This is a genomic window from Paeniglutamicibacter sp. NPDC091659 (genome assembly GCF_044756805.1).
In the GTDB taxonomy this organism is placed as follows: domain Bacteria; phylum Actinomycetota; class Actinomycetes; order Actinomycetales; family Micrococcaceae; genus Paeniglutamicibacter.
The window spans coordinates 84,185-102,804 of sequence record NZ_JBIVTO010000008.1 but is presented as its reverse complement, the minus strand read 5'-3'; the positions used below and the strand labels follow the sequence as shown (position 1 = coordinate 102,804).

Below are 18,620 nucleotides of genomic sequence, written 5' to 3'. Positions count from 1 at the left end.
CTGGGGTCGGCGCGGCCAGGATCCTGGCAACAAGTGGTCAATGTATGGCTTTTAACCCTACCAGCCGAGCCATTCCCCCCCTGCCCGTCCGCGCCCAAACGCCCCTTTTCAGGAGCGGGAATTCTGCGGGCCCGGACCGTGTTAACCCGGCCGGACGCGGCCGGCGCACGACACGGAACCCGTCTTGGCGGAGCATCGTTAACCCGATGGAAGCCGGGAGCGGTTACGATGCAGCCATGAGCGAGTTTTCCGTCGGGACGCCGGACCCGGCCATCAAACCCAAAGTTGTCAATAAAACCGTGTTGGCTTGGGCGTCCTGGGACTGGGGGTCCGCCGCGATCAACGCGGTGATGACAACCTTCGTCTTCACGGTCTACCTGACCAGCGAGCTCTTCGGCGACAAGGACGCGAACTCCGTGGTGCTTGGCAACGCCCTGGCCATCGCCGGGTTCGCGATCGCGCTGCTGGCCCCGGTCATGGGGTTGCGCTCGGATGCCGGCGGCCGACGGCGCTTCTGGCTCGGGGTCAACACCGTGGTTGTCGCGGTGCTCACGGCCGCCTGCTTCTTCGTCTTCCCCGAACCGCGCTTCCTGGTCCTGGGTGTCACGCTCATCGCCCTCGCATCGATCTTCGCCGAGTTCGCCGCGGTGAACTACAACGCCATGCTGCCGCAGATCTCCACCCCCGCAACCATCGGCAAGGTCTCGGGTTTCGGATGGGGAATGGGCTACCTCGGCGGCATCGTGGCCCTGGCGATCGTCTTGTTCATGCTTGTCACACCGATCTTCCCGTGGGCCGGCGCCTCCGAGGAAAATGCGCTGAACCTGCGCCTTGTCGCGGTGTTCTCCGCTGTATGGTTCATGGGATTCGGCCTGCCGGTGCTCTTTGCCGTCCCGGAAATCCCCGGCACCGCGGGCGGCCCCCGCTTCACGGTGCTGCAGTCCTACACGGAACTCTGGCACCGCGTGGTGGCGCTGGCCCGCGCGGACCGCCACACCGTGTACTTCCTGGTTTCCAGCGCCGTGTTCCGCGACGGGCTAGCCGCGGTCTTCACCTTCGGCGGCGTCATTGCCGCGGGCACCTTCGGCTTCCCGCTGACCCAGGTGATCATCTTTGCCATTGTCGGAAACGTCGTTGCGGCCATCGGCGCCATGCTCGGAGGCTGGCTCGATGACAAGATCGGCCCGAAAAACGTCATCGTCACCTCGTTGATCGGACTCGTTGTTGCCGGCTTCGGCGTCTTCTTCTCACCCGACGCCGCGGGATTCTGGATCTTCGGGCTGCTGCTGTGCCTCTTCGTGGGGCCCGCGCAATCCTCCAGCCGGGCTTTCCTGGCGCGGCTGGCGCCGGCCGGGCAGGAGGGCGAACTCTTCGGGCTGTACGCCACCACCGGACGCGCGGTGAGCTTCCTTGCGCCGGCGCTTTTCGCGACATCCATTGCACTGGCGAAGCCGTTCGTCGAGGACGCGCAGCGCTATGGAATCCTTGGCATCATCCTCGTCCTGGTGCTGGGCCTGGCGTTGCTGCTGCCGGTGCGTGCGCCCCGGCGTCTGGGCGTGGAGCAGCTCGCCTAACCGGGTGCCACGGTGTTCTCGTTTCGGTCCCGGCTACTGACACCGGCCGGCCGCCGTGGTTCGATGGGACCATGAGCGCACCCTCCCCCGTGACAGTGACCGTGACAGGAGCGGGCGGACAGATCGGCTACGCCCTGCTATTCCGCATAGCCTCGGGCGCCATGCTTGGCCCGGACACACCGGTGCGCCTGCGACTCCTGGAAATCCCGGCCGGCATCAGGGCCGCCGAGGGAACCGCCCTCGAGCTGCAGGACTGTGCCTTCCCCGCCCTCGACTCCATCGACATCACCACGGACGTGTCCGCCGGGTTCGACGGGACGAACATCGCCCTGCTGGTCGGGGCCCGTCCGCGCGGACCGGGCATGGAACGCGGGGACCTTCTGCAAGCCAACGGCGCCATCTTCGCCCCGCAAGGTGCAGCCATCAATGCCGGGGCGGCCGACGACGTGAAGGTCTTGGTGGTCGGCAACCCGGCGAACACCAATGCATTCATTGCCTCCGCGCACGCACCAGACGTCCCCGCCGAACGGTTCACCGCCATGACGCGCCTCGACCACAACCGGGCGCTTGCGCAATTGGCGCTGACACTTCAGATACCGGTCCGCTCGATCTGCAACGTCACCATTTGGGGCAACCATTCGGCCACGCAGGTTCCCGACATCACCCACGGCATTGTCACGGATTCCAGCGGGGTGCCGCGCACCCTGCCCGAGGCGCTGGCCGCGGTGTTGGGCAGCCCCGGGGCGGTCGAGGCATGGCTGGATGAAACGTTCATTCCCCGGGTGGCCAAGCGCGGTGCCGAGATCATCGAGGTCAGGGGCTCGTCCTCGGCGGCATCGGCCGCGGCCGCGGCGGTGGACCACATGCACGACTGGGTGCTGGGCACCGGAGCTTCCTGGACGTCCGCGGCCCGGGTCTCCGACGGATCCTACGGAGTGGACCCCGGGCTGATCAGTTCGTTCCCGGTGCGCAGCAACAACCAGGCCTGGGAGATCGAGCAGGGGCTGGCGGTCTCGCCCGCGGTGCAGGCGCGCATCGACAGGTCGATCCGGGAATTGCGCGACGAGCGCGACATGGTCCGCAGCCTGGGAATGGTCCGCTAGAACGCTCCAGGCAGACCCGTCCACGGGTCGCGAGTCACCGCGACGGTTAAGCAGCGGAGGCCCGGACCACGTGGTCCGGGCCTTGGGCAGGGCGGGCTAGTTTTCCAGCGTCGTCCGGTGGAAGTTCAGGTGGCTGCGCGAGGCTGTGGGCCCGCGCTGGCCCTGGTAGCGGTTGCCGTAGGCACCGGAACCATAGGGGTGCTCCGCCGGGGAGGAAAGCTTGAAGAAGCAAAGCTGACCGATCTTGGACCCGGGCCACAGCTTGATCGGCAGCGTTGCCATGTTGGAAAGTTCCAGGGTCACGTGCCCGGAGAAACCCGGGTCGATGAACCCGGCGGTGGAGTGGGTCAACAGGCCCAGCCGGCCGAGGGAGCTCTTGCCCTCGAGGCGCGCAGCGATGTCCGTGGGGAGCGTGACGGTTTCGTAGGTCGAGCCGAGCACGAATTCACCGGGGTGCAGGATGAACGGCTCGTCGGGTTCAACCTCCACCAGGCGGGTCAGCTCCGGCTGGTCCAGCGCCGGGTCGATGTGGGCGTACTTGTGGTTGTCGAAGAGCCGGAAGAACCGGTCGATCCTCACGTCAACGCTCGCCGGCTGAACCATCGCCGGGTCGAAGGGGTCCAGCTTAATACGGTCGGCCGCGAGTTCGCGTCGAATATCACCATCAGAAATCAGCACAACACCCAAAATATCCCATTTACCGCTCCTATCAGGCATTGGCAACGAGGTTGTGGCCCACATGACCTCACCACCGGAATCCTCCGGCGGCTCACAGGCGGTGGTCGCGCAAGGATTATCCAAGGTTCAGCGGTTATCCTGAAACTATTCCTTGGTGTTTCAGTTCGTGAAAGGGCATCGTGTCTTCGTTTCGTCTTGGCGTTCCCGCGCTCCTGCTGGGCGTCGGCCTGCTGGTCTCCGGCGTCGCCGCGGCTCCGGCAGCCATGGCTGCCCCGGCGATACCTTCGGTTGGCTCGGAGAAACAGCCCAAGGCGCCCACCGCGAACGAGCTCACCAAGGACCCGGCCTCACTGCTGGTTTTGGTCAACCGCGACAACGCCCTGAAGCCGGCAAACTACAAGCCCAAGGATCTCCGCACGGTCGCGGGCAGCGACTCGCAGCTGCGTGACGAGGCGGCCACGGCGTTGGAACGTTTGCTCGACGCCGCGCGCAAGGATTCCCGTTCGCTGACGGTCCTGAGCGCCTACCGTTCATACGACCGGCAGGCAGCCCTCTTCAACCAGTACAAGGCGCGTTACGGGGTCGAGTTTGCAACCCGCATTTCGGCTCCGGCGGGCACCAGCGAACACCAGCTTGGACTCGCAACGGACTTGGGCTCGCACAACACGGCCTGCGACCTGAAGGCCTGCTTCGGTGACACTCCCGAAGGCAAGTGGTTGGCCAAGAACGTCGAACGCTTCGGCTTCATTGTTCGCTATCCCGCCGACGGCGAAAAGGTCACGGGCTACAAGCACGAGCCCTGGCACCTGCGCTACGTCGGCGTTGAACAGGCCATGGCCATGAAGGCATCCAAGGCCAAGACCTTCGAGGAATACCACGCGAGCCTGGTCAAGGCCACGAAGGTGAAGCCGTTGACCGCCGAGGAAATGAAGCAGCAACGCGAGTCCCTGCTGATCCTGCGCTTCCTTCCCCCGTACCGCGATTGGTCCATCGGCTACGACTTCGCCCGCTGACCTCCGGGACAATCGGCCAGGCTTCCGCCCTCGTCGGCAGCATGTTCCACAAACTGTTTTAGGCAAGACTAAAACACGCTACGCTTTAGTCATGCCTAAAAATGATTTCGGCGCCACCGTCGCCGCCGAAACAACCCACGCATCGACGACACTGCCGTCATCCCGACGCCTCTTGTGGCTGCTTGGCCCTGCCCTGGTCGCAGGCGTCGCCTACCTGGATCCCGGCAATGTCGCGGCCAACATGAGCGCCGGCGCCCAATACGGGTACCTGTTGGTGTGGGTGGTTGTCAGCGGCAACGTGATGGCGTGGTTGGTCCAATACCTCTCGGCCAAGCTGGGCGTGGTCACGGGCAAGTCCCTTCCGGAGGCGCTGCGCGACCGCTTCGGGACCCGCGCGGGCAGGATCGCCTACTGGCTGCAGGCCGAGGCCGTCGCCATGGCCACCGACATCGCCGAGGTCATCGGCGGTGCCGTGGCCCTGTACCTGCTCTTTGACCTGCCGCTGCTGCTCGGCGGATTGATCACCGGGGTGATCTCCATGGGCCTTCTCCTGGTGCAAACCCACAAGGGCCCCTGGGTCTTCGAACGCATCGTGATAGCGCTGCTGCTGATCATCGCGGTCGGATTCTGCGCCGGGGTCGTGATCGCCCCGCCCGAGGCCTCCAGCCTGGCCGGCGGACTGGTTCCGCGCTTTGCCGATGCCAACTCGGTGCTGCTGGCCGCATCGATCCTCGGGGCAACGATCATGCCCCATGCCATCTACGCGCATTCCTCGCTGGCGCGCGACCGCTTCGGCAGTGACCCGAGACAGCACAGCATCCCCCGCCTGCTGACGGCAACGCGCTGGGACGTCTCGGTCGCCATGCTCATCGCGGGCTCGGTCAACGTCGCCATGTTGCTGCTGGCCGCCGTCAACCTGTCGGGGGTCGAGGGAACCGATACGCTCGAGGGTGCGCACGCCGCACTGGAGACGGCGCTGGGCCCGGTCATCGCCACGCTCTTCGCCGTGGGCCTGCTGGCCTCCGGTCTGGCCTCGACGGCCGTCGGCGCCTACGCCGGGGCGGAAATCATGGACGGGCTGCTGCACCGGCGCATCTCCATCGTCGCCCGCCGGCTGATCACGCTCACGCCCGCGCTGATCATCCTCGCCGCGGGCGTCGATCCGACATTCGCGCTGATCCTGAGCCAGGTTGCGCTCTCGTTCGGCATCCCGTTTGCACTAATCCCTTTGGTGAACCTCACGGCCCGACCCAGCGTCATGGGCGGCTACGCCAACAAGTGGTTCACCACCGCCGCGGGCATCCTGGTTTCGGTGATGTTGATTTCGTTGAACGTGGTCCTGATCGTCCTGACCGTCCAAGGCTGAGCCGGTTCCCCGGGATACGGCGAAGGGCGCGGGTGTTTTCACACCCGCGCCCTTCGCTTTCCTGCGCAGCAGTCGATCCCCTCGCAGGGCCGCCGCTACTTGGTGCGGATCGGCAGGCCGGTGAAGGTCGGCTTCGAGGATTCCGAGAAGAAGTCGTTGCCCTTGTCATCGACGACGATGAACGCCGGGAAGTCCTCGACCTCGATCTTCCAGATGGCTTCCATGCCGAGCTCCTCGTATTCGACGACCTCGACCTTCTTGATGCAGTCGAGCGCCAGACGCGCGGCCGGGCCGCCGATGGAGCCCAGGTAGAAACCGCCGTGGGTGTTGCAGGCGTCGGTGACGGCCTTGGAGCGGTTGCCCTTGGCCAGCATGATCATGGAGCCGCCGGCCGCCTGGAACTGGTCCACGTAGGAGTCCATGCGTCCCGCGGTGGTCGGGCCGAAGGAACCCGAGGCCATGCCTTCGGGGGTCTTGGCCGGACCGGCGTAGTACACCGGGTGGTCCTTGAGGTATTGCGGCATGTCCTCGCCGGCGTCCAGGCGTTCCTTGATCTTGGCGTGCGCGATGTCGCGGGCCACCACCAGCGGGCCGGTGAGCGAGAGGCGGGACTTGACCGGGTGCTTGGTCAGCTCGGCCAAGATCTCGTCCATCGGCTTGTTCAGGTCGATCTTCACCACGGAGGATCCGCCGGTGCCGGAGACACCCGCGGTCTCGTCGTCGTGCGCGGCGATGGCCGGGTGGTCGGACTCGGGCATGAAGCGCGCCGGATCGGTTTCCAGCTGCTCCACGAACACGCCCTCGGGGGTGATCTTGGCAAGCATCTGGCGGTCGGCCGAGCAGGAGACGGCGATGGCCACCGGCAGCGAGGCGCCGTGGCGCGGCAGGCGCACCACGCGCACGTCGTGGCAGAAGTACTTGCCGCCGAACTGGGCGCCGATGCCGAAGTTGCGGGTCAGCTCAAGGACCTGCTTCTCGAGCTCGGTGTCGCGGAAGCCGCGGCCGGTCATCGCACCGGTGGTCGGCAGGTTGTCCAGGTACTTGGCCGAACCGTACTTGGCGGTCTTCATCGCGAACTCGGCGGAGGTGCCGCCGATGACGATGGAGAGGTGGTACGGCGGGCAGGCAGCGGTGCCCAGCGAGCGCAGCTTCTCATCAAGGAAGCGCAGCATCGCGTTCGGGTTCAGGATCGCCTTGGTTTCCTGGTACAGGAACGACTTGTTGGCGGATCCGCCGCCCTTGGCCATGAAGAGGAACTTGTACTGGTTCTCGTGTCCCGGGGTGGTGTCCGCGTACAGCTCGATCTGCGCCGGCAGGTTGTTGCCGGTGGACTTCTCTTCCCAGGTGGTCAGCGGGGCCAACTGCGAGTAGCGCAGGTTCAGCGTGGTGTAGGCGTCGTAGATGCCCTTGGACAGGTCCTTCTCGTCCGGGCCCTGGGTCAGCACATGCTGGCCGCGCTTGCCCATGACGATCGCGGTGCCGGTGTCCTGGCACATGGGCAGGATGCCGCCGGCGGCGATGTTTGCGTTCTTCAGCAGGTCCAGGGCGACGAACTTGTCGTTCGGGCTGGCTTCCTCATCGTCGAGGATGTTGCGCAGCTGCTGCAGGTGCGCCGGGCGCAGGTAGTGGGAGATGTCGTGGAGCGCGGTGGTGGCCAGCAGCTCCAGTGCTTCGGGGTCGACCTCGAGGTACGTTCGGCCGCCCGGGCCCTCGACGGTGCGGACACCCTCGGTGGAAATCTGGCGGTAGGTTGTCTCGTCCGCCCCGATGGGCAGGAGGTCTTCGTACTGGAATTCGGGCATGAGGTTTCCTCGCAAAAGATTCAAAACGTATGCCACCAGTTTAGGACGGTTGGGGGAACAACCAGACATCGGGTTGCGCCGCCGGGCGCAATATAGACATGCTTGGGGGCATGAGCGAAGAGAACCAGCAATCCCAGAACGCCTCGGCCACCGAGGAAAACCCCGCCGCGACCGCCAGCGTCACGAACCCCAACGCCCCCGTCACCCACTTCGAGATGATGATCCGTGCCGGGCAGAACGACCCCGCCCTCAGCGGCCAGGTCATCGCATCCTTCATGGCCTCCGAGGTCTTCTTCCTGAGCCGCGAGAAGGTCACCGGCGAAGCCACGAACGCCCAGCCGATGGTGTTGCAGAACGCGAACGGCCAACCGGTCATCGCGCTCTTCACCCACCTGGCACGCATTCCCGGAACCTACATCGACGCGGCCCCCTACGGAGTCCAGGTCCTGGGCGCAACGATCGTGCGTTCGCTGATCGACACGGGCTTCGTGATCAACCCGGGCCACGAACTGAGCTTCGAGATCGACGCCGAAGGCGTGAAGACCATCCGCGAGGACTTCAATCCCGATGGAACGCTGAAGAACCAGCAGGCATAACTCGTTCCGCTGGTACCCCGGCATCCATGGTGCCGGGGTTGCCAACGGCTGGCCCGTGAACGAGCTTGGGTACGAAGGACTGCGCACTCGGATGCGGCGGCGGTCTCCGCGCTGTTCCCGAGGGTGGGATTCCATGCGTTCCGGGCGTGGTCGCGGCTGGAATTCCTGCCGGTGTTCGCCCGCCCCGAGCTGTCCACATCCCCTCCGAGCCGGGCCCAAATTGTCGGTGGCGGGGTTCAGAATGAATGCGTGGATTACCCTCACCAAACCCCCACAGATCCTGCCCGCCAGCACCCTGTCCGGGGTCCCGGCGGACTACGGAGGATCTCGGCCCCGTTCGTGGTCGCCCCGCCGTCCGGGGTGCGGATCCGCAGCCGACTGCGCCCCACCGAGTCCGAGGCCCGCGCGCTGAGGCTGATCGGGGAGCATCTGGGGCACCTGTACCGCACGGACCTGTCCGGGCGGGTGGCGCTGGGAAGTGTCCCGGCCGCGGAGCGGGGCAGGGCCGAGCGCAAGCGCAACCTCACCGCCGCATCGTCGTCCCGGTGGGCCGGGTCGATCACACGGGCCGCCGAGGACCAATACCAGCTGGGCCTCCGTGCCCTGGCCGCGGAGGTCTCGCACCTGCGTGCGGCCACAACGGCCCTGCACCTACGGATCGCGGTACCCGTCGGACAGAACGGCGGGAAGGTCCGCGGCTACGGGAACGAGGCGGAGCGGTTCCAAAAGACCCGCCGATTGGCCCAGCTGAATGACCGCCTCGAGACGGCCCAATCCGCCCTGGCCGCGGGGCGCCCCTTGATCACGGTGGGCGGCAAGCGCCTCTGGAAGACCCGCAACCACTTGGATGCCGCCCACCTCACCCGGGAGCATTGGGAAGAACGGTGGGCATCTGCCCGGATGTTCCTGATCGCGGACGGGGAATCCGGACAGATCGGCGGCAACCAAACCATCCGCCTCAACGAAGACGGAACCCTGGCCATCAAGATCCCCACATTCCTGGATCCGGCCCTGGGTGACCACTTGGTGCTGTCGGTCCCGGTCGCGTTCAGCCACCGTGGCGGGGAGTGGGCGGACCGGGTGGCCGCGCGCCGCAGTATCCGCTACGACATCAGCCACGACCCGATCAAGGGGCGCTGGTATTTGGACGCGTCCTGGGGCTACCGCGACGTGTCTGTCCCGCCGCTTGGGACGTTGCACTCCTCCGGGGTGGTGGGGGTGGACCTGAACGCCGACCACTTGGCAGTCTGCCGGCTGGATGCCTCGGGTAACCCAGTCGGCCATCCGGTGACCATCCTGTTGGAGTTGGCGGGCCTGCCGACCGGCACCCGGGACGGACGGCTGCGCGCGGCGATCACCGCCCTGCTGGATCTCGCCCAGGGCACCGGCGCCGCGGCCATCGCCATCGAGGACCTGAACTTCCGGGACGCGCGGAGCACCGGGCGGGAGACCATGGGCCGCGGGGTGCGCGGGAAGCGCTTCCGCCGCACCGTGCACGGCATCCCCACCGGGAAGTTCCGGGAGCGGCTGGTGTCCATGGCCGCCAACCGTGGGCTCCACGTGATCGCCGTGGACCCGGCCTACACCTCGCGGTGGGGCGGCCAGCACTGGCAGAAACCCCTGCAAGCAGCTTCCGGTGGGACTGTGACGCGGCACCACGCCGCATCCGTGGCCATCGGCAGGCGCGCCCTCGGGTGCCCGATCAGGCGACGGGAGGACGGACCCCGCACGCGACAGCGGACGCTTGCGGGCCAACCCAGTCCCAGGCCCGGTCACGCACCCGAAAGCGCGGCCATCGGCACAGGCCCGGTTCGCCCGGCGGCCGCGAGCCGCCCGGGCCCGCCGGGAACCGGCCGGCGGTAGCCTCCCAAGACCGTTCGGGGAAATGGTGCGCTACTTGAACGCACCTAGCAGGAACGGTACTAAAGTTAAAGCATGAATTTTGAAGATACCTCGCTGCCCGGTCTCGGTGTCCGTCGCGAAATCACCCTCGCGTCGGGCCGCCGGGTCGGGGTGGTCATCCTGCGTGACGGATCCATGCAGCTGATCATCTCCCAGCGTGAAGATCCCGATGCGTGCGCCGCTGCCATTCCATTGAGTGTGGACGAAGCGGGGGCCATCGGCGCCATGCTGGGCGCACCGCAGCTGGTCACCCAGCTGACCGACCAGCACCGGGACCTCCCGGGGGTCAACACCCAGCAATTCGTGGTCAGCCACGAGAGCCCGTACGTGAACCGGACCCTCGGCGACACCAACCTGCGTACCCGTACCGGTGCGTCGGTTGTTGCGATTTCCCGCAGCGGAAACGTTTTCCCTTCCCCGGAGCCGTCCTTCGAACTCAATGCCGGTGATGTGTTGGTCATTGTCGGCACGTCCACTGGCCTTGACAGTGCCGCCCGCCTGATAAACGACGGATAAGGCGAAGGATCATGGGGGAAACAGCAGTCATTCTGATTGAGCTTGGAGCCGTCTTCCTTGGCCTTGGCCTCTTGGGACGCATGGCAGCCAAATTCGGGATGTCGCCGGTTCCGCTTTACCTCGTCGGCGGCCTCATGTTTGGGCACGGCGGGTTGATCGATCTTGGCGGAATCTCCGAATTCGGTGAAATTGCCAGTGAAATCGGCGTGATCCTGCTGCTGCTGATGCTGGGGCTTGAATACACTGCCCGAGAACTGGTCACGGGACTCAAGGGGTCCTGGTTTGCCGGGATCGTGGATTTCCTCTTGAATTTCACCCCGGGGGCAGGCCTTGCTTTGCTCATGGGATGGGGAGCCACCGGGGCCTTGGTCCTGGGCGGGGTCACCTACGTTTCTTCTTCCGGAATCATCGCAAAGGTCCTCTCCGACTTGGGGCGATTGGGTAACCGTGAAACCCCGGTTGTCCTTTCGATCCTGGTCCTCGAAGACCTGGCCATGGCCATTTACCTACCCGCACTCACCGCAACCTTGGCCGGCCTGAGTTTCTTTGGCGGGCTGCGCACGGTGGGCATCGCCTTGGCAGCAATTACCGTGGTGCTGCTTGCGGCACTTCGGTTCGGCCCGCAGATTTCCCGGCTCATACACTCGGCCGACCAGGAGAATTTCCTGCTCAAGCTCATCGGCGCGGCCCTGTTGGTTGCCGGCATCGCTTCGGCCCTTCAGGTTTCCGCAGCTGTGGGGGCGTTCCTCCTGGGCATCGCCATTTCCGGGTCGACAGCAAGCTCGGCAGCAAAGGTCCTCGAGCCCCTGCGCGATCTTTTCGCCGCCATGTTCTTTGTGGTCTTTGGGCTCAACACCGACCCGACAACCATTCCCGCCGTCCTGCCCATGGCCATTGGACTGGCAGTGGTCACCTCGGCGACCAAGGTCCTCACCGGCGTCTGGGCGGCGAAACGCGCAGGCATCGGCGTGCCGGGCCGCTTGCGTGCAGGTGTCGCATTGATCGCCCGCGGTGAATTCTCCATCGTCATCGCCGGCCTGGCGGTTGCCTCCGGCGTGGTCACCGGCGAGCTCGCTGCCCTGGCAACCGCCTACGTGTTGTTGCTCGCCGTCCTGGGACCGGTGGCTGCGCGCTTCGTGGAACCGCTGAGCAGGCCGTTCCTGCGCAAGCGGACCCGGCCGTCCCCAACACGCCCCGACAGCCCCTTCGTCACCGATTAGGTTTTGGGGGCCCACTTTGGGATATGCTGTCTGTGCCCGGGCGGTCAATAGGCTTCTCGGCGCATCGCGGGCGTAGCTCAATGGTAGAGCGCCAGCTTCCCAAGCTGGACACGCGGGTTCGATTCCCGTCGCCCGCTCGTGATTGTTGAGACCCGGCCGTTGGCCGGGTCTCAATGCGTTAAGCCGCAGTGCGCTCCGTGCACCGGGGACCGTGAAGTTCCCGACCTGCGATTCCGTCCGATCGGGAAGGTGCCACAACGTATGCTCGGTGTACTCTCGGGTTTTGCCGTGGTCTGGACGGTGATCGCCGTCGGCTACCTGGTGGGACGCACCGGGGTGTTGGGCCCCGATGCGCGGTATGTGCTCAACCGCCTGACCTTCTTCGTCGCCAGCCCGGCTCTGCTGTTCACCACTCTGGCGGACTCGGACCCTGTCGCTGTGCTGGGTCCCTACCTGGGCATCGCAGCGATCTCGTCGATAGCCACCGCCCTGGCCTTTGTGCTGGCCACTCGGTGGTGGCTGCGCCGCGACATCACCGAGACGACCATCGGCGCCATGAGCTCCTCGACGGTGAACTCGGCCAACTTGGGTCTGCCCATCGCGCTTTACGTGCTTGGCGACATTTCCTACGCGGCACCGGTGATCCTGTGGCAGCTGGCCCTCTACTCCCCCGTTTGCCTCGCCATCCTGGATGCAAGCACCTCGAGGCACCGCACCACGCCCCTGTCGATGCTGGTCCAGACGGCGAAGAACCCCATGATCGTGGGATCCCTGGCCGGATTGGCTTGTGCCCTGTTCAACGTGGAGTTGCCCCAGCCCCTGGCGGATCCCATCGGGCTCATTGCGGGCGCGTCCATTCCTGCGATGTTGATCGCCTTTGGCATTTCGTTGGTCGGATCCAAGCCGCTGGAGGCCTCCGGCGGCCGCAAAGCCGACACCGTCGTTGCCACGGCACTGAAATTGGTGTTCCAGCCGGTGGCGGCGTGGGCCTGCGCCCGGTGGCTGTTCGGGCTGGAAGGCAATGATGTCTTTATCGTGGTCATCATGGCTGCGCTCCCCACGGCCCAGAACATCTTTGTCACGGCCTCTCGCTATGAGCGCGGGGTCGTCTTGGCCAAGGACACGGTGCTGCTCACCACGATCGTTGCGGTTCCGGCCATGATGCTGGTTCCGCTGCTGCTTACCTAGCGGCGGCAGACCAAACACATGCGCCCCGTTCCGGCAAGGCATCCTTGGGCGTTTTATCCTCTTCGGCGAAGCTGGTTTCCACTGTGTACCGCAGGGGTGACATTGTTACGAATTTATCCACCTGGGTTGGCAATATTCAGCGAATAAGGCCCATTCAGCAAACATTTTCGACGCACTTCGGAACATAGCACTTATGCCGGCCGGGCCTCCGTGTTAGCGTCACATCAAGGTTCGCATCGGCAGGCGTTTTGTTTCACAGGACGCAGCCCGCCCTAGGTGCGAACATTTTTGTTTTCGAAAGGAACGTACTGCCCCATGAAACGCCAATTCTTTGCGTTGATGACCACCGCCGTGATCGCTGTGACGCTTACCGCTTGCGGAGGATCCTCAACCCCGTCCGCGACCTCCGGATCCGCCGGCGCCACGGGAACAGCCAGCGGCCTGACATTGCAGCAAGTCAAGGACGCCGGGGTGCTCAAGATCGGCACCGAGGGAACCTACAAGCCTTTCTCCTTCCATGAGGGTGGCACCGGCGCGCTGACCGGCTTCGACGTGGAAATCGCAACGGCGATCGCCGGCAAGCTTGGCGTCGAGGCCAAGTTCGAGGAAACCCAGTGGGATGCCATTTTTGCCGGTCTTGAGGCCGGCCGCTTCGACATGATCGCCAACCAGGTTTCGATCACCCCCGAGCGCAAGGCAAAGTACCTCTTCTCGACTCCCTACACGGTGAGCACCGGCGTGATCGTGACCAAGGCCGACAACACCGACATTTCTTCGTTCGCCGATCTCAAGGGCAAGACCACTGCCCAGTCGCTGACCAGCAACTGGTACCAGCTGGCCAAGGACTCGGGCGCAAAGGTCGAAGCCGTCGAGGGTTGGGCCCAGGCCGTCACGTTGCTCAAGCAGGGCCGGGTGGATGCGACGATCAACGACAAGCTGACTTACCTGGACTCGCAGAAGACCAAGAACGATCCAAGCATCAAGATCGCCGCCGAAACCACCGACAAGTCCGAAAGCGCGGTCGCCTTCCGCACTGGCAGCGAGGACCTCGTCAAGGCCGTCGACGGTGCATTGGCCGAACTGAAGGCCGACGGGACGCTGGCCAAGATCTCCGACAAGTACTTCGGGGCCGACGTCACCAAGTAGGTTTGAACGTTGTTGTCGTACACGTTGCTGCAAGTGGTTTTCCGACTAACTAAGGAGACCGGTCAATGAACGTCGACTGGAACCTATTCCTCGATTCGTTCTGGCCCATTGTGATCGGCGGACTCAAGGGCACCATCCCGCTGTCGTTGGCCAGCTTCGTCATCGGGCTGGCCATCGCCCTGCTCATGGCGCTCATGCGACTGAGCGCCAACCGCCTGGTGTCCTTCATTGCCCGGGCCTACATTTCGGTGATCCGGGGAACCCCGCTGCTGGTCCAGCTCTTCGTGATCTTCTACGGGATGCCCAGCATCGGGGTGACCCTGAACCCGTGGCCGAGTGCCATCATTGCGTTCTCCCTGAATGTCGGCGGGTACGCGGCCGAAGTCATTCGCGCCGCGATCTTGTCGGTCCCCCGCGGCCAGTGGGAGGCCGGATACACCATCGGGATGTCGCGAGCCACTACGTTGCGCCGGCTGATCCTCCCGCAGGCCGCCAGGGTGGCGGTGCCTCCCCTGTCCAACACCTTTATTTCCTTGGTGAAGGACACTTCCCTGGCGTCGCTGATCCTGGTGACCGAGCTCTTCCGCAAGGCAATGGAGATCGCTGCCTTCAGCCAGGAGTTCATGCTTATCTACATGGAGGCCGCGCTGGTCTACTGGGTGTTCTGCCTGGTGCTGTCCACCGGCCAGTCGCGTTTGGAAGGAAGGCTCGATCGCTATGTCGCACACTAGACCCCCGGCGGACGCCCCCGTGATGCTGCGTGCCGACGGCCTGCAGAAGAGCTTCGGTTCGAACCAGGTCCTCAAGTCCATCGACCTTGCCGTGCGCAAGGGCGAGGTGCTGGCGCTGATCGGCCCTTCCGGCTCCGGCAAGACCACGGTGTTGCGCTGCCTGAACGGGTTGGAGATCCCGGACGTGGGTGCCGTGGCATTCGACGGCGGGCCCGAAGTCACCTTTGATTCCAGGACCACGCAGAAGCAGGCACAGGTCCTGCGCACCCGCAGCGCCATGGTGTTCCAGAACTACAACCTGTTCCCACACAAGACGGTGTTGGAAAACATCATCGAGGGACCGGTACAGGTCCAGAAGCGCAAACGTGCCGAGGCGGTTGCCGAGGCCACGGAACTTCTGGCTCGGGTGGGGCTGGCCGACAAGCACAACCAGTATCCGCACCAGCTCTCGGGCGGGCAGCAGCAACGAGTGGGAATCGTCAGGGCGCTGGCGCTGAAGCCTTCGCTGCTGCTCTTCGACGAGCCGACCTCGGCCCTGGATCCCGAGTTGGTGGGCGATGTCCTGAAGGTCATCAAGGAGCTTGCCGACGAGGGGTGGACCATGGTCCTGGTGACCCACGAGCTGGCGTTCGCCCGCGAGGTGGCCGACGAGGTGGTCTTCATGGACCAGGGCGTGGTGGTCGAGCGCGGACACCCCGACGTGGTCTTGCGCGCCCCGGAGAATGAACGCACCCAGCAATTCGTGCACCGCCTGCTCAACCCGTTCTAGCATCCTTTGAGATCGCGATGCCCACAAGGCGCCCAAACATCGTTTGGGCGCCTTGTGGCGTCAAGGGGGGCTTGTAGGATCCACGAGGACCGTTGTCGCCCCGGGTCGCCCGCCGAAGCCCTGAACGCGCTGGATTACGACAGGTCCCGTCGTCAACACAATATTTGGCGTGCCAGCCTCATCTTCCGGCCTCCAGACCGTAGGCTATGGGCATGGCGAAGATGACAGCAGCTCAGCATGTGGAAACCATCAGAGCCGGTTACTCGTTCGAGGGGCCGGCAGTCAATTTGGGCGCGGCCCTGGTCGATGGCCAGGTCCATCCCGAGGCGCAGGTGCGCCTGCCCGTGCGCATGATGAATCGACACGGTTTGGTCGCCGGCGCCACCGGCACGGGCAAGACCATCACCCTGCAGTTGATGGCCGAGCAGCTCTCCGGCCACGGCGTCCCCGTGTTCCTCGCGGACATCAAGGGAGACCTCACCGGCCTGTCCACCCCCGGACAGCCGACCGAGAAGCTCATGGCGCGCACCGCCTCGGTGGGCATGGAGTGGTCGGCAAAGTCCTTCCCCGTCGAGTATTTTTCCCTCGGCGGCGACGGCACGGGCATCCCCATCCGTGCGACCATCTCGTCCTTCGGCCCGTTGTTGCTCTCCCGCATCATGGAGCTGAACGAGACCCAGGAATCATGCCTGCAGTTGATCTTCCACTACGCGGACACCAAGGACCTTGAGCTGTATGACCTCAAGGACCTGCGCGCCGTCATCCAGTACCTGACCAGCGACGAGGGCAAGCCCGAGCTGGAGAATCTGGGCGGCGTTTCCAAGGCCACCGCCGGCGTCATCCTGCGCGAGCTGGTGACCCTGGAAGCGCAGGGCATGGACAGCTTTTTCGGCGAACCGGAATTCGATACCTCGGAGCTCCTGCGTGTGGCTCCGGATGGCCGCGGCGTGATCAGCTGCCTCGAGCTGCCAACGCTGATGGAGAAGCCCGTGCTTTTCTCCACGTTCATGATCTGGCTGATCGCGGACCTGTTCGCCGAGTTGCCGGAGGTCGGCGACCCGGAAAAGCCCAAGCTGGTGTTCTTCCTCGACGAGGCCCACCTGCTGTTCCGCGGCGCTTCCAAGGCATTCCTGACCTCGATCACCACGACCGTTCGCCTGATCCGTTCCAAGGGCGTCGGGGTGTTCTTCGTGACCCAGACACCCAAGGACGTTCCGTCGGACGTGCTGGGCCAGCTGGCCAACCGCGTGCAGCATGCGCTTCGCGCATTCACCCCGGATGACGCCAAGGCACTGAAGGCAACCATCTCGACGTTCCCGACCAGCGAGTACGACCTGGAAGAGGCGCTCACCCAGGCCGGGACCGGCGAGGCCGTGGTGACGGTGATGAATGAAAGGGGCGCACCGACCCCGGTGGCCTGGACGCGGATGTGGAGCCCCGAATCGACGATGGGTCCCTCCAACCCCGGGACGGTCGCGGGAATCATCCAGGGCTCGGCATTGATGCAGGTCTACGGCACATCCGTGGACCGGGAGTCGGCGTTCGAGAAGCTCACATCGGCATCGGAAACCACGTCCGTCCTGGCACCGAATGCCCCGCGCGCAGGCTTCCCCGGCGTGACCGCCCCCGTGCCCACGGGCGGTTCCGTGGGCGGACGGATCCCGGGCGCCGGCCAATCCCAGGCGGACATCGACGCCGAAGCGCGCAGGATCGAGGAGTCCATCCTCGGCAAGCCCTCCTCGCTGCCGAGCTCGGCCCCGGGCCCGGGTGCCGCCGACTATTCCATGCCCGAACTCGAGGTCGACAAACCTGCCAGGAAGTCGACGCCACGCACGCGGTCCGCGCCCCCGGCACGGCCTGCCCAGCAGGGGAACCCGTTGCTGGACATGGCCCTGCAGGCTGCCAACGCGATCGGCAGCGAACTGTTGCGCGGCATGTTCGGAACCAAGAGGCGCAGGCGCCGCTAAGGACACGCAGGTCATAACCGCTTCGGATTCCCGGTAGCCTAGAGGATCATGAGCGAACGACTTTCCCCCACCAGGGTCGCAGCCATTTGGGCGGCGGCCCTGGTGCTGCTGGCCGTAGTAGCAGCATCCGTCATCATCTTGGCGAACCACACGGTCTTCGGTCCGGGCCAGAAGGTCCGGGAACTCCAGGCGCATCTGGTGGCAGGCGAGGGCGCGCAGGCCCTGGGCCTGCTCAACGCGACGGTGCCAGAGGGCAACGGCCTGCTGCTCGACGGCGACGGGCTGCGTGCCGCAAGCGCCGAGATCAAGGACTTCACGGTGGGCAAGCCGGAGCCGATCCCCGGGAGCGGGAAAGTGGTGCGGGTAACGGCAAGCTACACCGTCCACGGCACGGCCCAGCAGACCAGCTACAGCCTGCGGTCCGATGGCCGCCGCTGGCTGTTCTTCGACCGGTGGGGCTTCGTGCCCTCGATCCTGCCCACGGTGGAAGTCTCGGCGAGCACCACCAACGAAGTGGACATCAACGCCCTGCCCGCTCCGTTGGAGAACGGCAAGACGACCGTCCCGGTGTTTGCGCCGGCCGTGGTCAACGCGGGTTTTGAAACACCGAACTTCGTGGCCGATTCCCGCGGCATCGCGGTCACCGACCCGAACGCGCAGGGAACCGCGGTCAAGCTCCGCACCGAACCCACCAAGGCGCTGGTGGAAGAGGTCAACGGGCAAATCAAGAAGTACCTTGCCGACTGCGCCAGCCAACAGGTCCTGATGCCGGCAAGCTGCCCCATGAGCTACTCGACCTCGGCGCGGGTACGCTCCGATTCGATCCACTGGAGCATCCTGGACTACCCGAAGGCCGAGATCGTTTCCTACAACGGGGAATGGGCCCTGCGCCCGCTGACGGTCAAGACCCGGCTCAAGGTCACCGAACAGGATTTGCGCACCGGAGCTTCCTCCGAGCGTTCGATCGACGAAAGCTTCGGCTTCACCGCCCAGCTTGAGGCAGGCACCACCAAGGCCCGGGTCATCCCTGTGTCCAGCGAGTGACCCGT

General features: G+C 65.2%; 16 protein-coding genes and 1 tRNA gene. 15 read left to right on the top strand and 2 right to left on the bottom strand.

Features of this window, described 5'->3' with window-relative positions:
• The first annotated feature begins 236 nt into the window (after positions 1-236).
• Together ACIQLF_RS15240 and ACIQLF_RS15235 are read left to right on the top strand one after the other, a co-directional pair.
• The gene (locus ACIQLF_RS15240; RefSeq protein WP_400300060.1) at positions 237-1,574 is read left to right on the top strand and encodes an MFS transporter; all 1,338 of its coding nucleotides are present in this window, start codon (positions 237-239) and stop codon (positions 1,572-1,574) included.
• Between the two features lie 71 nt (positions 1,575-1,645).
• Positions 1,646-2,677, top strand: a complete 1,032-nt coding sequence (locus tag ACIQLF_RS15235; protein ID WP_400300058.1) for a malate dehydrogenase — start codon at positions 1,646-1,648, stop codon at positions 2,675-2,677.
• A 96-nt stretch (positions 2,678-2,773) separates the two neighbouring features.
• Here the strand turns inward: ACIQLF_RS15235 and dcd are convergent, their stop codons facing one another.
• Complete coding sequence (dcd, locus tag ACIQLF_RS15230) at positions 2,774-3,355, bottom strand: dCTP deaminase (protein ID WP_387527192.1); 582 nt, start codon at positions 3,353-3,355, stop codon at positions 2,774-2,776.
• A gap of 179 nt (positions 3,356-3,534) precedes the next feature.
• Here dcd and ACIQLF_RS15225 point away from each other — a divergent pair, with 179 nt between their 5' ends.
• Both ACIQLF_RS15225 and ACIQLF_RS15220 read left to right on the top strand, forming a co-directional pair.
• Positions 3,535-4,368, top strand: coding sequence for a D-alanyl-D-alanine carboxypeptidase family protein (locus tag ACIQLF_RS15225; protein ID WP_400300054.1), 834 nt, complete (start codon positions 3,535-3,537; stop codon positions 4,366-4,368).
• A gap of 91 nt (positions 4,369-4,459) precedes the next feature.
• Entirely contained in the window at positions 4,460-5,734 is a 1,275-nt protein-coding gene (locus ACIQLF_RS15220; protein WP_400300052.1) for an Nramp family divalent metal transporter, read from the top strand.
• Positions 5,735-5,829: 95 nt separating this feature from the next.
• Here ACIQLF_RS15220 and ACIQLF_RS15215 read toward each other — a convergent pair whose 3' ends face one another.
• Positions 5,830-7,536: a fumarate hydratase gene (locus tag ACIQLF_RS15215; RefSeq protein ID WP_400300049.1), complete on the bottom strand. Its 1,707-nt coding sequence runs from the start codon at positions 7,534-7,536 to the stop codon at positions 5,830-5,832.
• 110 nt (positions 7,537-7,646) lie between these two features.
• Between ACIQLF_RS15215 and ACIQLF_RS15210 the strand changes: the two genes are divergently transcribed.
• The 11 genes from ACIQLF_RS15210 (at position 7,647) to ACIQLF_RS15160 (ending at position 18,615) form a co-directional block, all read left to right on the top strand.
• Positions 7,647-8,132 (top strand): SseB family protein, encoded by a 486-nt coding sequence (locus tag ACIQLF_RS15210; protein WP_400300046.1) that lies wholly within the window; start codon positions 7,647-7,649, stop codon positions 8,130-8,132.
• A gap of 249 nt (positions 8,133-8,381) precedes the next feature.
• Positions 8,382-9,995, top strand: a complete 1,614-nt coding sequence (locus ACIQLF_RS15205; protein WP_400300043.1) for a hypothetical protein — start codon at positions 8,382-8,384, stop codon at positions 9,993-9,995.
• 72 nt (positions 9,996-10,067) lie between these two features.
• Positions 10,068-10,550 carry a cation:proton antiporter regulatory subunit gene (locus ACIQLF_RS15200; protein WP_400300040.1) on the top strand — a complete coding sequence of 161 codons (483 nt, stop codon included), beginning with the start codon at positions 10,068-10,070 and terminating at the stop codon, positions 10,548-10,550.
• 11 nt (positions 10,551-10,561) lie between these two features.
• Positions 10,562-11,770 carry a cation:proton antiporter gene (locus ACIQLF_RS15195; RefSeq protein ID WP_400300037.1) on the top strand — a complete coding sequence of 403 codons (1,209 nt, stop codon included), beginning with the start codon at positions 10,562-10,564 and terminating at the stop codon, positions 11,768-11,770.
• 66 nt (positions 11,771-11,836) lie between these two features.
• A tRNA-Gly gene (locus ACIQLF_RS15190) sits at positions 11,837-11,907 on the top strand.
• A 124-nt stretch (positions 11,908-12,031) separates the two neighbouring features.
• Positions 12,032-12,958, top strand: a complete 927-nt coding sequence (locus tag ACIQLF_RS15185) for an AEC family transporter (RefSeq protein ID WP_400300035.1) — start codon at positions 12,032-12,034, stop codon at positions 12,956-12,958.
• A 315-nt stretch (positions 12,959-13,273) separates the two neighbouring features.
• The gene (locus ACIQLF_RS15180) at positions 13,274-14,104 is read left to right on the top strand and encodes a transporter substrate-binding domain-containing protein (protein WP_400300033.1); all 831 of its coding nucleotides are present in this window, start codon (positions 13,274-13,276) and stop codon (positions 14,102-14,104) included.
• Between the two features lie 65 nt (positions 14,105-14,169).
• Positions 14,170-14,835 carry an amino acid ABC transporter permease gene (locus ACIQLF_RS15175; RefSeq protein WP_400300030.1) on the top strand — a complete coding sequence of 222 codons (666 nt, stop codon included), beginning with the start codon at positions 14,170-14,172 and terminating at the stop codon, positions 14,833-14,835.
• Positions 14,822-15,604 (top strand): amino acid ABC transporter ATP-binding protein, encoded by a 783-nt coding sequence (locus tag ACIQLF_RS15170; RefSeq protein ID WP_400300028.1) that lies wholly within the window; start codon positions 14,822-14,824, stop codon positions 15,602-15,604. Before ACIQLF_RS15175 ends, ACIQLF_RS15170 begins: the two co-directional genes overlap by 14 nt.
• A 212-nt stretch (positions 15,605-15,816) precedes the next feature.
• Positions 15,817-17,571, top strand: a complete 1,755-nt coding sequence (locus ACIQLF_RS15165) for a helicase HerA-like domain-containing protein (RefSeq protein WP_400300025.1) — start codon at positions 15,817-15,819, stop codon at positions 17,569-17,571.
• Between the two features lie 48 nt (positions 17,572-17,619).
• Entirely contained in the window at positions 17,620-18,615 is a 996-nt protein-coding gene (locus tag ACIQLF_RS15160) for a hypothetical protein (protein WP_400300023.1), read from the top strand.
• Positions 18,616-18,620 lie beyond the last annotated feature (5 nt).

Bases quoted from the DNA above. Each gene is read 5' to 3' on its own strand.
- ACIQLF_RS15240 (WP_400300060.1), top strand. From the start codon at position 237: ATGAGCGAGTTTTCCGTCGGGACGCCGGACCCGGCCATCAAACCCAAA.
- ACIQLF_RS15235 (WP_400300058.1), top strand. From the start codon at position 1,646: ATGAGCGCACCCTCCCCCGTGACAGTGACCGTGACAGGAGCGGGCGGA.
- ACIQLF_RS15220 (WP_400300052.1), top strand. From the start codon at position 4,460: ATGCCTAAAAATGATTTCGGCGCCACCGTCGCCGCCGAAACAACCCAC.
- ACIQLF_RS15215 (WP_400300049.1), bottom strand. From the start codon at position 7,536: ATGCCCGAATTCCAGTACGAAGACCTCCTGCCCATCGGGGCGGACGAG.
- ACIQLF_RS15210 (WP_400300046.1), top strand. From the start codon at position 7,647: ATGAGCGAAGAGAACCAGCAATCCCAGAACGCCTCGGCCACCGAGGAA.
- ACIQLF_RS15200 (WP_400300040.1), top strand. From the start codon at position 10,068: ATGAATTTTGAAGATACCTCGCTGCCCGGTCTCGGTGTCCGTCGCGAA.
- ACIQLF_RS15195 (WP_400300037.1), top strand. From the start codon at position 10,562: ATGGGGGAAACAGCAGTCATTCTGATTGAGCTTGGAGCCGTCTTCCTT.
- ACIQLF_RS15185 (WP_400300035.1), top strand. From the start codon at position 12,032: ATGCTCGGTGTACTCTCGGGTTTTGCCGTGGTCTGGACGGTGATCGCC.
- ACIQLF_RS15180 (WP_400300033.1), top strand. From the start codon at position 13,274: ATGAAACGCCAATTCTTTGCGTTGATGACCACCGCCGTGATCGCTGTG.
- ACIQLF_RS15175 (WP_400300030.1), top strand. From the start codon at position 14,170: ATGAACGTCGACTGGAACCTATTCCTCGATTCGTTCTGGCCCATTGTG.
- ACIQLF_RS15170 (WP_400300028.1), top strand. From the start codon at position 14,822: ATGTCGCACACTAGACCCCCGGCGGACGCCCCCGTGATGCTGCGTGCC.
- ACIQLF_RS15165 (WP_400300025.1), top strand. From the start codon at position 15,817: ATGGCGAAGATGACAGCAGCTCAGCATGTGGAAACCATCAGAGCCGGT.
- ACIQLF_RS15160 (WP_400300023.1), top strand. From the start codon at position 17,620: ATGAGCGAACGACTTTCCCCCACCAGGGTCGCAGCCATTTGGGCGGCG.